Here is a 12,539-nt window from a genome sequence, read left to right on the forward strand (position 1 = left end):
GGCTGCACCGGACAAATTTTCGCCGTCATCTTTTGTGCAAAAGCACGCACAAAAGCTGCCATCAAAAATTTTCTCGGTGAGCCGGGCGTTATGTGCAAGAGATCATCGCATGAAGTTACATTCTCGAAAGCTAAACGAAGCTGATTTTCAAGCAATGCAAGAGCTCCTTCTAAAAGAAGGCCCGAATGAATGGAATTACATTACAGATAAAAGCATTGCGCATCAATTTCAACTTATTAATCAAGGGAAAGCTTTACCCGTTTTAGCGGAAGAGACTAGCATTGTTGGCTTCGCGGTTCTCATTATGAAAGAGGCGTGCCCGTCCAAATTGAGTAAGTATGCTGCTCTAGCAGATATCGCATATATAAATGACGTAGTTGTTGCCTCAAGCCAAAGTGGTAAAGGCCTAGGCAGCCAACTCCTAAAAGAATCCATTAAACTTGCTGGCAATGAAAAATGCAGTCATGTCTATATCGAGCGTCACGAAGAAAATCTGGCCTCTGCGGGAATGATGCGAAAGGCAGGATTTGAGCTCATAGAGACATTCTATGACCCAAATAAAAGAACTACAGGTTCTAGAAAAACTTCGGTGCTAAGTATATGCACATAACAAGCAAAGGCAGCATCGCCCTGCGGGCTGGACGCGCTAACGCGCGCCGCTGCTTTGGGCGTTAGGCACTTGCATGTCCTGCCATTTTAATTTTTAGAAAGTACAGGGCGTTGGTTCAAAGAGATTAAATCTAAATTAGATCATCAAAGAGGCCATGTTAACTTAGAAGCAAAACACGATTATGGAACTGATAATTTATTAAATTATTAGCGTTGAACATCACAGGGAAAATTAAAAAGGACTAAAAATGAAGAAGCTGTGTCAATTACTGGGAATTTTTCTCGTAGTACTGAGTGCAAATATTGCGTTGGCGGAGGTGATAAAGAATAGAACGGAAGAAATAGGTAAGGTCGAAGGAATCATTGACAGTAAATACCTCAAGTTTGTAACCGTCAATAAAAAACTGTTTTCCAAAGGAGGCTTAAATATATCCAGAAATTTAGGCTTCAGCTCAAAAAGTCCACTTCCAGTTAACCTAGTGAGTAGCAGTTACAAGTTTTGTACTCATTTCTACTTGGACAAAGAGTATTCAGCTGATGAGGCAATTCAGTTTAATTTGACCTACGGGGATTCAAAGGTTGAATTGTTAGGCGTCGAGCAACACTCAAATAGGTTGTGCTCATTCAAGGAATTCAGGGTTTTGTTGACAAAAGATGAGCTGGAAAAAGAGCGAAATGAAAGGAATAAAAAAATTGAAGAAGGAAAGAATGTTTCTATTGGAGACGCAACCGTAATTGCTCGCCGAATTTATTCTTATTCAATTCGCACTGGAGAAATTATAGAGAGTAAGCCGCTAAGTAAAAAAGAACTGAGGGCTTGGGGAAGCACCTGTAGAACTGTGAGGGTTAACTCAATGCCAAGTATCGATGAAAAAAATACAAGAAATGTCAAAGTTACGCTCTACAATGTACATACCTCAAATGGCCTATGTATAGCGGATAGCCTTAAGCTTCGATAAGGCTTAAAAAACTAGTAGCTTCAGTTTATTAGCAAGTGAAATATTAGGTTTGGGTTGTCATTATTAAATGGCTAGGCGCTATTTGATTATTAATAGTAAGGTGCCGCAGAACACAGGAAGGTAGGGTTTATGGAAAAACTGTCGAAGTTCTTACTACCAAAAGATGCTATAGAATCAATTTTTAAACTATTTTCCTATTTGGGCGTAGCCACCATAGTTATCGGGTTGGCTAAAAATGAATAAGAATAATATGTTGCAGCCAAACAAAAATTTAATATTTTCTTCTCAACCCATCTATGGAAAATTTTCCATCGTTCTAGTTGTCTTAATGTTGATAACTTTACTCCCCCATTATGTAAAGATATTTGATTCGGAGACAATTGTTACAGCTCAATTTGTAATACATGGAATGCTCTATTTGTGCTGGTACATACTGTTTGCTGTTCAGTCTCACCTATCCTCTATTCAAAATGTTGCCTTACATAAAAAACTTGGCTATCTAAGCCTCTTTCTTATATGCGCTCTGATTTTTAGTGGCACAGATATGATGATCGGTGTTATGCAAAACTACGACAGCAGTTGGAGTGAGGTATTTTTAAGATCTCGAACAAGTTTTGTGTTGGCCATATTGCACACACTTTTGAGCTTTTCCTGTTTGAGTCTGTTGGGCATTATTTTCAGAAAGAAGCTCCATATTCACAAACGTTTTATGGTCTTGGCTTCCCTTAGCATGGTATCAGCTTCTGTAACACGAATTGCATATTTACCCATGATGCCTATTAGCGGCGTACCTCTCGTACTATTATCCACCTATGGTTTTTTATTCGCTCCTATCGTTATTGATCGCATGATATTTGGGCGCGTTCACCCTGTATTAAAATGGGGCATACCTCTTTATATTGTTACTCAACTCCTTTGTATCGGTTTCCTACCGTCCACTGAAATTGGTCAAGCTATAGCATTTCCATTTTAGTGATTTAACGTTGGGGTTGAATGCACGAAAAACACTCCTAACAATTAGCTATGATTACAAGCCACAGGTTCCGACCATTTTTCACCCGAACAAATACCGTTATTCACCACAATATTGAATAGCTGCCTCATGTCATTTGCTTAAAACAGAGAAAAACATGAAACCCAAATTTAACCCCGGAAAAAACATTGCGATAAAAGTACCAGCGCATGAGTTCGACAAAATGGTGAACTTTTATAAGGTAATATTGGGCTTAAAACAGAAAACCGCCAGCTCACCCGACGCCCCCCACTCCGTAGCATTCGAGTTTGGCGACAAGAATTTATGGGTAGATAAAGTATCAGGAATCAGTCAGGCGGAGATATGGCTAGAGATAGTAACAGACGACGCTATTGCGGCAAAAAATTACTTCGAGAGCCAAGGCTGCACAATTAGAAATGAGATAGAGCTATTACCACCGGGTTTCAACGGTTTTTGGTTAAGCAGCCCGTCCAACACAATTCATTTGATTAGCGGGTTATGAGCAATAAATCTCAACTTGTTGCTACCTTAAACAGCGCGGGATAGCCTATAATTTGCCGCCTCACAACACCCCAAGAAATTGACATGTCGAATAAAATTGAAAACTCGTTGGAATCCACCATTTTTAAAAGCCGCTGGATGTTAGCCCCTTTCTATATAGGTTTGGTTTTTAGCCTTGTTTTATTGTTTATTAAGTTTGCTCAAGAACTATGGCATATGACTACTCATGTTTTTAGTGCCTCTGAAGCAGATGTTATTGTCGGAATTTTAGCGCTGGTCGATATGTCATTAGTTGGCAGCTTGTTATTAATGATCATATTTAGCGGCTATGAAATTTTCATCTCAAAAATTGATATTGGTGATCACAAAGATCGCCCTGACTGGATGGGAAAAGTTGATTTTTCTGGCCTCAAACTGAAAGTCATCGGTGCCATTGTCGCCATTTCTGCGATTGATCTTTTAAAATCTTTTATGGACATACCCGAGGTGATGAGCGATGCCGACGCCAATAGCCTGAAATGGAAAGTCATCATCCATATGGCATTCGTTGTGTCCGGTGTGCTATTTGCTGTAATGGACAAGGTTGCTGGCGATACCCAAAAGCACTGATATTTGGGGAAATTAAAAACGGCGGAGCTGCCAAACTCCGCCGTTTTCACTTAAACACCGCGCTCTCCTTCGCCGGAGCATTTGAAACCACTACTAAAGGTCAAAGCGATCCAGAGTCATCACCTTGGCCCATGCATTTACAAAGTCTTTAACAAATTTTTCCTTTGCATCATCGGCGGCATAAATCTCTGCAATAGCTCGCAGCTCCGAGTTTGATCCGAACACAAGGTCCACCGGGGTGGCGGTCCACTTGAGTTTGCCGGTTCCTCGATCATGCCCTTCGTATATGCCTTCGGCGTTTGATGATTTCGACCACTTTGTGGACATATCCAGCAGGTTAACAAAAAAGTCATTGCTCAAGGTGCCCGGACGGCTGGTGAGTACACCGTGCGACGTTTTACCGGCGTTTGCATTCATGGCACGCATACCACCCACCAACGCTGTCATTTCCGGAACGTTTAGAGTTAACAGGTTTGCACGATCTACCAGCGCCTCTGCAGGCGAACGGCGGTTGCTGACCGCAAAGTAGTTACGAAAACCATCGGCTGTTGGCTCCAGTACGGCGAACGATGCGACATCTGTCTGCTCCAGCGATGCGTCGGTGCGCCCCGGTGTGAAAGGCACCTCGATATCGTGACCAGCCTTGTTAGCCGCCTGCTCGACAGCCGCAGCGCCACCCAGCACAATCAAATCAGCCAGAGAAACTTTCTTACCACCTGAGGCTTTGCGGTTAAAGCTCTTTTGAACTCGCTCCAGACGTTTTAACACCTTTGCCAATTCTGCCGGATCATTGGCTTGCCAGTTATTCTGGGGGGCCAATCGGATACGTGCACCATTGGCTCCGCCTCGCATGTCTGTACCTCGGAAGCTGGCAGCCGATGCCCAGGCAGTTTTCACCAGCTGGGGAATAGTCAAGTCCGAATCGAGAATTTCAGACTTCAGCGACTTGATATCGTCGGCGTCAATCAATGCGTGATCGACCGCAGGTACAGGATCTTGCCAAACCAGCACTTCACCGGGAACCTGTGAACCCAGGTAGCGGGAGCGTGGCCCCATATCGCGGTGTGTCAGCTTAAACCAGGCCTTTGCGAAGGCCAGTTCAAACTCTTGCGGGTTTTCCTGGAAGCGCTTGGCAATCTTGCGATAGCTGGGATCAAACTTCAGCGACAAATCCGTGGTAAACATGATGGGGGCATGTCGCTTTGAGGGATCATGTGCATCCGGCACTATTTTAGTGGTGCCTTCATTCTTTGGAATCCACTGGGTTGCACCTGCAGGGCTTTTGGTTTTAACCCATTCATAGGTGAAGAGGTTATCCAGGTATTGCGTAGTCCAGGCAATCGGGTTGGCAGACCAAGCCCCCTCCAAACCGCTGGTCACGGTGTCTTCCGCATTACCTTTGCCACATTTGTTTTTCCAGCCAAACCCTTGCTCTTCCAGGCCCGCAGCAGCAGGCTCAGGCCCTACACATTCATTGGGGTCATGAGCACCATGCGCTTTGCCAAAAGTGTGACCACCGGCAATCAGAGCAACCGTTTCTTCATCATTCATCGCCATGCGACCAAACGTATCGCGGATATCTTTCGCGGCTGCGAGTGGGTCCGGGTTACCATTCGGCCCTTCCGGGTTTACGTAGATCAACCCCATCTGAACAGCTGCCAGCGGGTTCTCCAGTTTTCTGTCGCCACTGTAACGCTCATCAGCCAGGAATTTGCTTTCCGGCCCCCAGTAAACCCTATCAGGTTCCCAGTCATCTTCACGGCCACCGGCAAAACCGAAGGTTTTGAAGCCCATCGATTCCAATGCCACGTTACCTGTCAGCACCATTAAATCTGCCCAGGATATTTTGCGGCCGTATTTCTGTTTAATCGGCCACAGTAAACGCCGGGCCTTGTCCAGGCTGACATTGTCGGGCCAGCTATTAAGCGGCTCAAAGCGCTGCTGCCCACCGCCAGCTCCACCCCGGCCATCACCCAAACGGTAGGTCCCCGCACTGTGCCAGGCCATTCGGATAAAAAACGGACCGTAGTGCCCGTAATCAGCAGGCCACCAGGGCTGGGATGCTGTCATCAACGTTTCAATTTCTTTTTTGATCGTATCCAGATCAAGTGTTTTGAACGCTTCAGCGTAGTTAAAGTCTTCGTCCATGGGGCTGGACTCGGCATCTTGTTGCCGCAAAGGTTGAAGGTCCAACCTTTCGGGCCACCAGTCATGATTCGACATACTTTTGTTCTCGGCATAGGCCGAGGCTGATAGTGTTAACGGCGACATGACTATCGCCAGAACTGCAACCAGAGGCATTTTTTTGATAAACATTTCTACCCACTCCTTCCTGAAAAACCCATATTGGCTTTTCAATATAGCAGTGGATTTAAAGATCGGAGATTTTTATAAACTATAGGATCGATTGAAAATATCTAATTAACTCACAAGCTGATTGCCATAATGATAGTTGACAGGGTGTCAGATACACTTTGAATGCCACAAGAGAAGAAAGACTTTAACGTTATGCTACAGTAGAATTTATCTGTTATCTGGCCATCAGAAAATCAAGGAGACCATCATGGCGAACGAAGGTTATCACGAACCTATTAACGAACTGAGTGATGAAACGCGGGATATGCATCGGGCAATCACGTCACTAATGGAAGAGCTGGAAGCAGTAGACTGGTATAACCAGCGTGTTGACGCCTGCAAAGACCATGAGCTAAAAGCCATTCTTGAACATAACCGGGATGAAGAGAAAGAACACGCAGCCATGGTGCTGGAGTGGATTCGACGCAAAGACCCCTCTTTTGACAAAGAACTGAAAGACTACCTGTTTACTGACAAAACCATTGCTCACAAGTAGATTTTTTCGCGCAGACAATCAGGGAAACTCGGGGCATATGAAAGGAATGCACAAGACCGGGCAGCAATTACAGCGCGGCTTTACATTGATAGAACTGATAGCGGTCGTGGTTGTTTTGGGCGTTCTGGCGGCTATCGCGGTACCTCGCATGGTCAACCTGCGCGAGGCCGCCCTGATCAGCACCACCCAGCAACTCAAGGGTCAGGTGTCCAGTGCTGCTCACTTGGTTTTTGCCAAAGCCATTACCGAAGGCTTGCACAACCAGACTTCAGCGTCGGTGCTAGTGAACGGCATTTCTGTGGATATTGCTTACGGCTACCCCACAGGTACAGCCACCGGCATTAGTCGCATGGTAGATTACCCTCCAGGCGACTGGAACAGCCGCGCCAGTGTTTTCAGTGGCGCCTGGGTCTATTGGCACGGCGAGTTGTCGGAAGATGCCGGAGTGGGCCAATGTTACATCCGCTATCGACAATCGGTGGCGGCTGGAGTCGGCCCGGTCATTGACGAGGTTTACAGCGGTTGTTAGAAATTCAGCAGGGCCGCTCGACATTGCGACCGAATCGCAATTATCACTTGCAAATAAAAATTGACTTCGATTTCAATTAGCTATACTGTGCCGCCCAGCATGAAAGTAAGTCCTTGGTAAACGCTCCATTTCGTCGCATTTCTCGTAATTCTTCGTCCTGTAGTTTCAAATCCCAGTTTATTTTTCCGCTATTACCGCCTTCCCAAAGGCACATTTATATTTTTTATTACAGGATAATTTGTTATGTCTACAGTTAAAGGAACCGTTAAGTGGTTCAACGAAGCAAAAGGTTTTGGTTTTATCGAACAGGAATCAGGCCCAGACGTTTTCGCTCATTTCAGCGCAATTGTAAGCCCAGGCTTCAAAACACTTGCAGAAGGTCAACAGGTAGAATTTACTGTTACCACTGGCCAGAAAGGCCCACAAGCTGAGAACATTGTACCTCTCTGATTTGAGAATCAATGTTTAAAAAGGCAAGCTCAGGCTTGCCTTTTTTATGTCTAAAAAAGACGATCTATTCCGATTCGTAGTTTAAGAGACTGCCCACAGTGGGCAGTCTTCAGCCTAGATAACACCGGCTAGCTTACCGGCACTGTATGCCACCAACCCCAGCGCCGCCACCACAATCCACCACAAAAACAGCAGACTAAAGCGAAACGGCTTACGCTCCACTGAGTGAATACCGCCACCGGTAACCTTGCGAATACGTTCAAGGTCTTCCTCAGAATAAAGCTCTTCTTTTCTGTTACCCATTTGTTTCAAGCTCCTACTAATTTCTGCAACTTGCTATTCAACCGCCTGCTATGCCAGCAGTTCCCCCAGATCAAGATACTGCAATACCTGATCGGCACCCGGATCTGTCAACTTTGGCACCTCGCCTAACAGAGGACAAGATAAACGACGCTGAATCGCTTCAACGTTTTGCCGATAGTGCACCATGTCCTCATCGATGGTATTAGCTATCCAGCCAGCCATTTGCAACCCGTCACGAAAAATCGCCTCGGCAGTAAGCAACGCATGATTAATACAGCCCAGCTTCATGCCTACCACCATGATTACCGGAAGCTGCAACTGGCGTGCGAGATCGGCCAGTGTTTCCCGGTCATTGAGGGGCACTCTCCAGCCACCGGCACCCTCAATAATGGTAACGTCCGGTCGCTTCGTCAGCACCCCCCGACAAAATCCCGCCAAACGGTCAGCGGTCATTCTTCGCCCTTCTTCTGCAGCTGCAATATGCGGCGCGATAGCGGGTAAAAACGCTACCGGATTAATCTGTTCATAACTCAACAGTAACGTAGTGTATTGCTGCAACACCAGGGCGTCATCATTGCGCAAGCCGTCGGGCGTTTCCAGACAGCCCGCAGCCACCGGTTTGATGCCAGCAGTAGACAGGCCCTGTTGTTTTGCTGCTGCTAGCAGACCCGAAGCCATTAATGTTTTGCCGCAATCGGTATCGGTGCCGGTCACAAAAAACGATTTACTCATTACTCAACATCTCATTTGTTGCGTCATTCTTTCTCGCCTGACAGCGGATCACCCGCCAGGTAGCGGGCAACCAACCCTCTGTGGAACGAAACTTTTCGTAACCCTCTTTTAAAGCCTGAATCTGCTTGCGGCCCGTTAATCCGGGATTCTGGCCGGAATTGATATTGTGTGCACCAAGTCCTTTCAGCTCCTGTGTCAGCTGTTTTAAATCGGCATACTCGAGCACACTGTCATCCATTAGAAAGCGCTCAATGTCAAAGCCCTGCTCAGAAAAAACCGACCGCCAGGCCTGCGCCGGATAGAACCGGTTAACATGCACATAATGGTCCACTGCTGACCAGGCTGCCTTTAACTCTGCCAGCGTGCCTTCAACAAGGGAGGTATATGTCAGCAGCCCGCCAGCATTCAAGACGCGGTTTATCTCTTTGGCTAGCAGCGGTAACTGCTCACACCATTGCAGCGCCAGGCTTGAAAATATCAAGTCTGCGCTGCCATCAGCCAACGGCAGCAGTTCTGCATCGGCACAGAGCCACTCTGCTTTTTGAGTTCTGTGACTACGCGCATAGTTCAACATGCCCGGCGCAAGATCCAAACCAATAATGACCGCATCAGGATACCTTTCCGCCAGTTGCGAAGTGAAATAACCGGTACCACAGCCTAAATCGACAACTACACGGGGTGACATGTTCGCCGGTAACTGATCGATCAGCTGCTGGCCCACCTGCCGCTGCAATCTGGCAGCACTGTCATAACTCTTGGCTGCGCGACTAAAAGATTCTGCAACGCGCTGCTTATCGAGGTGATAGCGATTACGCGCCAAAAACCCGACAACCGCATCCGCCAGTCTTTGCGGACAACTCAACTGAGCAAGATGTCCTGTATTTTCCAACACCAAAGTTTGTTGATGACTGTTAAGCCGGTTAATTGCCTGTGCCGCACTATCAGGCACAAGAGCATCCTGCTCACCCAAAATATGTAATCCGGGTACCGTTATCTGTCGCAGATTATGGCGGTTATCAATCTCGCCCAACAGTTGCAATGCCCGCTGCCAACTTTCACCGCCCGGGTTATTGAAATGACCACGCAAGGTTTTCAACAATGTTTTTTCGTGCTGGTCGCCTTTACATTGCAGTCCGTGAAAACGCTTCAGACAAGGTTCCGGCTGTTGCTGAAAAAATTGACAGAACTCCTCAAACACCGATTGCGGCATCGCTGTTTTCCAGCCTTTTTGTTGCACAAAGCTGGCGTTACTGGCAAGGGTTATCAAACCATTAATTCGACCCGGATAATGGGCCGTAAAAGCTGTTGCCAGCATGCCACCCAGTGACCAACCCAACACACTGCAACGCTCCGGCATAACTGATGCAAGCTGTTCGAGCAACTCATTCAGGGTTGTCATTTCAATGGTCGTATTCCTGCCAAACCCCGGTAGATCGATACTGATCACATTCAGATGGACCGACAGCAGAGGCAACAATTGCTGCCATATGCGGCTATCGCTGCCCCAGCCATGCAGTAGTACCAGCGGCTCAGGTTGCAATAGTTCACCTGTACAGGGGTGCTCTGCTGTTAACAATGAGGTATCGATATGTTGTTGTGGCGCAGGATTCATGACATTTCTCACCGATCCCCACTGTTGGCGAAATCATCCAACACTTCAGCCAGGGCCACCAGCAATTTATCAACCTGAGTGTCACTGTGAGCAGCACTGAGCGTTACTCGCAAACGGGCAGTCCCCACCGGCACCGTAGGTGGCCGGATGGCTCCTACTAAAACGCCTCGCTGCCGAAGTTTTTCACCCACCTCAAGCACTTGCTGATCACTGTTCAACAACACCGGCTGTATAGGTGTGGGCGAATCCATCAGGTTTAATCCCATGCTTTTCACCCCGGTTCGAAACTGCTGAATCAAGGTGCTCAGTTTTTCACGCCGCCAATGTTCTTCACGAACGATTTTCAGGCTGGCGCGGGTTGCTGCCGCAATGGCCGGTGGCAGAGCCGTGGTATAGATATAACTGCGTGCAAACTGAATCAGGGTTTCAATCAGGGCTTCAGAACCAGCCACAAACGCACCAAAGGTACCAAACCCTTTTCCAAGTGTACCCATCAGTATCGGTACATCTGTCAGCGATGCCTGTTGCTGTTCTATCAAGCCACCACCGTGATCACCCAGCACGCCGAAGCCGTGTGCATCATCCACCATCAACCAACCGTTATGTTGCGCGCAAACATTAATAAGACCGGGCAAATCCGCCAGGTCGCCATCCATACTGAAAACACCGTCGGTAACCACCAGCTTGCGACCCGATTCAGCTTTTGCCAACAGGCTACTCAAATGATCCATATCGCTGTGTCGATAACGCTTAAAGGCAGCACCGCTGGCCAGGCCACCGTCCAACAAAGAGGCGTGATTCAGCCGGTCTTCCAAAACATAATCGCCCTTGCCCAGCAAGGCACTCATCACACCCAGGTTCGCCATATAACCGGTGGAAAATAGCAGCGCCCGTGGTCGACCAGTAAACTCGGCCAGCTCTTCTTCCAGGGCGTGATGCTCTCGAGAATGCCCGTAGATCAGGTGAGAAGCGCCACTGCCAACACCGTATTGCCCGGCAGCTTTGCGAAAGGCGTTGATAACATCGGGATGGTTGGCAAGGCCGAGATAGTCGTTACTGCAAAAAGCCAGACACGAATGACCACTCACCTCTACATTAACGCTCTGAGGTGAAGTTAATATCTGGCGATTGCGGTAGAGGTGTTGCTGCCGCCGACTATCTAACGCAGCGATGAGCTGGCTGTCCATATCAGTCATCTGCTAGCACACCAAAGGCATTCATCACGCGCAATATAAAAATATCCGGCTGAAGCGCTTTTCGCACAGATTCACCGGTCAGCGTTAAAGAACAAATGGTCTGTCTGCGCTTCCTGCATTTGCTGACGCAGCAACAGCTCTTGCTCTTCGCTGGTTTTCTCCTGCTGGTATTCTTCTGGCGAAATCCCCAGGCGATCAAATAATTGCATATCCCTGTTGGCTTTCGGGTTAGGTGTCGTTAACAGTTTCTCGCAGTAGAAAATGGAGTTAGCTCCGGCCATAAAAGCCAGCGCCTGCATCTGATCGTTCATTTCCTCACGACCCGCAGACAACCGCACATGAGATTTCGGCATCATAATTCGGGCCACAGCAATGGTGCGAATAAATTCAAAATCATCCAGATCCGCTTCATTTTCGAGTGGTGTTCCCGCCACTTTCACCAACATGTTAATCGGCACGGACTCTGGCTGATGAGGCATATTGGCCAGCTGTATCAGCAGCCCCGCCCGGTCTTCAGGTTTCTCGCCCATACCAACGATACCGCCAGCACAGACTTTCATTCCGGCCTTGCGAACATTGTCGAGTGTTTCAAGGCGGTCTTCATAAGTACGGGTGGTAATGATGTCGCCATAGAATTCCGGTGAAGTATCGAGATTATGGTTGTAATAATCCAGCCCGGCCTCGGATAGAGCCTGTGCCTGTTCCGGCTTCAGCATTCCAAGGGTCATGCAAGTTTCCATACCAAGTGCTTTCACTTCGCGCACCATACGCGCAACTTCGGGCATATCTTTGGCTTTAGGTGAGCGCCAGGCAGCGCCCATACAAAATCGGCTGGCACCGCTGGCTTTAGCTGCCTTTGCTTCTTCAATAACCTGCTCGACCGCCATCAGCTTTTCTTTTTCAAGCCCGGTATCGTAACGGGCGCTCTGCGGACAGTATTTACAGTCTTCAGGGCAGGCGCCGGTCTTGATCGACAACAATGTGCTCAATTGAACCTGATTGGGATTAAAATTCTGGCGATGCACTACCTGAGCCTGGAACAGCAGATCATTGAATGGCTGGTTAAACAACGCCAGCACTTCTTCTCTTGTCCAATCGTGGCGAACAGTGGTGGTTTGGCTGGCAGACATGATTAAATATCTCTATGATTTGAGATTGCGGAACATAGCGGCTGAGGTCGCTAGTTTAAAGCAC

General features: G+C 47.6%; 14 protein-coding genes. 8 read left to right on the forward strand and 6 right to left on the reverse strand.

The genetic code is table 11. The features are described from left to right. The first annotated feature begins 109 nt into the window (after positions 1–109). The 5 genes from H7A02_09835 to H7A02_09855 all read left to right on the forward strand — a co-directional run bounded on the left by H7A02_09835 (position 110) and on the right by H7A02_09855 (position 3,672). Positions 110–610: a GNAT family N-acetyltransferase gene (locus tag H7A02_09835; protein ID MCP5172555.1), complete on the forward strand. Its 501-nt coding sequence runs from the start codon at positions 110–112 to the stop codon at positions 608–610. A gap of 247 nt (positions 611–857) precedes the next feature. Continuing rightward, positions 858–1,568 (forward strand): hypothetical protein, encoded by a 711-nt coding sequence (locus H7A02_09840; protein ID MCP5172556.1) that lies wholly within the window; start codon positions 858–860, stop codon positions 1,566–1,568. Positions 1,569–1,803: 235 nt separating this feature from the next. Beyond that, positions 1,804–2,541 (forward strand): hypothetical protein, encoded by a 738-nt coding sequence (locus H7A02_09845; protein ID MCP5172557.1) that lies wholly within the window; start codon positions 1,804–1,806, stop codon positions 2,539–2,541. Positions 2,542–2,698: 157 nt separating this feature from the next. Next, positions 2,699–3,064 carry a hypothetical protein gene (locus tag H7A02_09850; GenBank protein ID MCP5172558.1) on the forward strand — a complete coding sequence of 122 codons (366 nt, stop codon included), beginning with the start codon at positions 2,699–2,701 and terminating at the stop codon, positions 3,062–3,064. A gap of 83 nt (positions 3,065–3,147) precedes the next feature. Next, the gene (locus H7A02_09855) at positions 3,148–3,672 is read left to right on the forward strand and encodes a TIGR00645 family protein (protein MCP5172559.1); all 525 of its coding nucleotides are present in this window, start codon (positions 3,148–3,150) and stop codon (positions 3,670–3,672) included. Between the two features lie 93 nt (positions 3,673–3,765). Here the strand turns inward: H7A02_09855 and katG are convergent, their stop codons facing one another. Continuing rightward, complete coding sequence (katG, locus tag H7A02_09860; GenBank protein MCP5172560.1) at positions 3,766–5,988, reverse strand: catalase/peroxidase HPI; 2,223 nt, start codon at positions 5,986–5,988, stop codon at positions 3,766–3,768. 247 nt (positions 5,989–6,235) lie between these two features. On the opposite strand from katG, the gene H7A02_09865 reads away from it, so the two are divergent. From H7A02_09865 to H7A02_09875, 3 genes are all read left to right on the forward strand, one after another. Next, positions 6,236–6,523 (forward strand): ferritin, encoded by a 288-nt coding sequence (locus tag H7A02_09865; protein MCP5172561.1) that lies wholly within the window; start codon positions 6,236–6,238, stop codon positions 6,521–6,523. 46 nt (positions 6,524–6,569) lie between these two features. After that, on the forward strand, positions 6,570–7,052 hold the full coding sequence (locus tag H7A02_09870; GenBank protein MCP5172562.1) for a prepilin-type N-terminal cleavage/methylation domain-containing protein: 483 nt from the start codon (positions 6,570–6,572) through the stop codon (positions 7,050–7,052). Between the two features lie 243 nt (positions 7,053–7,295). Next, complete coding sequence (locus H7A02_09875) at positions 7,296–7,502, forward strand: cold-shock protein (GenBank protein ID MCP5172563.1); 207 nt, start codon at positions 7,296–7,298, stop codon at positions 7,500–7,502. A gap of 114 nt (positions 7,503–7,616) precedes the next feature. Here the strand turns inward: H7A02_09875 and H7A02_09880 are convergent, their stop codons facing one another. From H7A02_09880 to bioB, 5 genes are all read right to left on the reverse strand, one after another. Continuing rightward, positions 7,617–7,805, reverse strand: coding sequence for a DUF3094 domain-containing protein (locus H7A02_09880; protein ID MCP5172564.1), 189 nt, complete (start codon positions 7,803–7,805; stop codon positions 7,617–7,619). A 48-nt stretch (positions 7,806–7,853) separates the two neighbouring features. Beyond that, entirely contained in the window at positions 7,854–8,537 is a 684-nt protein-coding gene (gene bioD / locus H7A02_09885) for a dethiobiotin synthase (GenBank protein MCP5172565.1), read from the reverse strand. Beyond that, entirely contained in the window at positions 8,530–10,149 is a 1,620-nt protein-coding gene (bioC, locus tag H7A02_09890; GenBank protein ID MCP5172566.1) for a malonyl-ACP O-methyltransferase BioC, read from the reverse strand. Before bioC ends, bioD begins: the two co-directional genes overlap by 8 nt. 8 nt (positions 10,150–10,157) lie before the next feature. Beyond that, positions 10,158–11,345: an 8-amino-7-oxononanoate synthase gene (gene bioF, locus H7A02_09895; GenBank protein ID MCP5172567.1), complete on the reverse strand. Its 1,188-nt coding sequence runs from the start codon at positions 11,343–11,345 to the stop codon at positions 10,158–10,160. 71 nt (positions 11,346–11,416) lie between these two features. Next, complete coding sequence (gene bioB, locus H7A02_09900; GenBank protein ID MCP5172568.1) at positions 11,417–12,475, reverse strand: biotin synthase BioB; 1,059 nt, start codon at positions 12,473–12,475, stop codon at positions 11,417–11,419. Positions 12,476–12,539 lie beyond the last annotated feature (64 nt).

This window comes from Pseudomonadales bacterium, from assembly GCA_024234435.1.
GTDB lineage: Bacteria > Pseudomonadota > Gammaproteobacteria > Pseudomonadales > Porticoccaceae > JACKOF01.

Bases quoted from the DNA above. Each gene is read 5' to 3' on its own strand.
- bioC (MCP5172566.1), bottom strand. From the start codon at position 10,149: ATGAATCCTGCGCCACAACAACATATCGATACCTCATTGTTAACAGCA.
- katG (MCP5172560.1), bottom strand. From the start codon at position 5,988: ATGTTTATCAAAAAAATGCCTCTGGTTGCAGTTCTGGCGATAGTCATG.
- H7A02_09845 (MCP5172557.1), top strand. From the start codon at position 1,804: ATGAATAAGAATAATATGTTGCAGCCAAACAAAAATTTAATATTTTCT.
- H7A02_09835 (MCP5172555.1), top strand. From the start codon at position 110: ATGAAGTTACATTCTCGAAAGCTAAACGAAGCTGATTTTCAAGCAATG.
- bioB (MCP5172568.1), bottom strand. From the start codon at position 12,475: ATGTCTGCCAGCCAAACCACCACTGTTCGCCACGATTGGACAAGAGAA.
- bioF (MCP5172567.1), bottom strand. From the start codon at position 11,345: ATGACTGATATGGACAGCCAGCTCATCGCTGCGTTAGATAGTCGGCGG.
- H7A02_09855 (MCP5172559.1), top strand. From the start codon at position 3,148: ATGTCGAATAAAATTGAAAACTCGTTGGAATCCACCATTTTTAAAAGC.
- bioD (MCP5172565.1), bottom strand. From the start codon at position 8,537: ATGAGTAAATCGTTTTTTGTGACCGGCACCGATACCGATTGCGGCAAA.
- H7A02_09840 (MCP5172556.1), top strand. From the start codon at position 858: ATGAAGAAGCTGTGTCAATTACTGGGAATTTTTCTCGTAGTACTGAGT.
- H7A02_09850 (MCP5172558.1), top strand. From the start codon at position 2,699: ATGAAACCCAAATTTAACCCCGGAAAAAACATTGCGATAAAAGTACCA.
- H7A02_09870 (MCP5172562.1), top strand. From the start codon at position 6,570: ATGCACAAGACCGGGCAGCAATTACAGCGCGGCTTTACATTGATAGAA.
- H7A02_09875 (MCP5172563.1), top strand. From the start codon at position 7,296: ATGTCTACAGTTAAAGGAACCGTTAAGTGGTTCAACGAAGCAAAAGGT.
- H7A02_09865 (MCP5172561.1), top strand. From the start codon at position 6,236: ATGGCGAACGAAGGTTATCACGAACCTATTAACGAACTGAGTGATGAA.
- H7A02_09880 (MCP5172564.1), bottom strand. From the start codon at position 7,805: ATGGGTAACAGAAAAGAAGAGCTTTATTCTGAGGAAGACCTTGAACGT.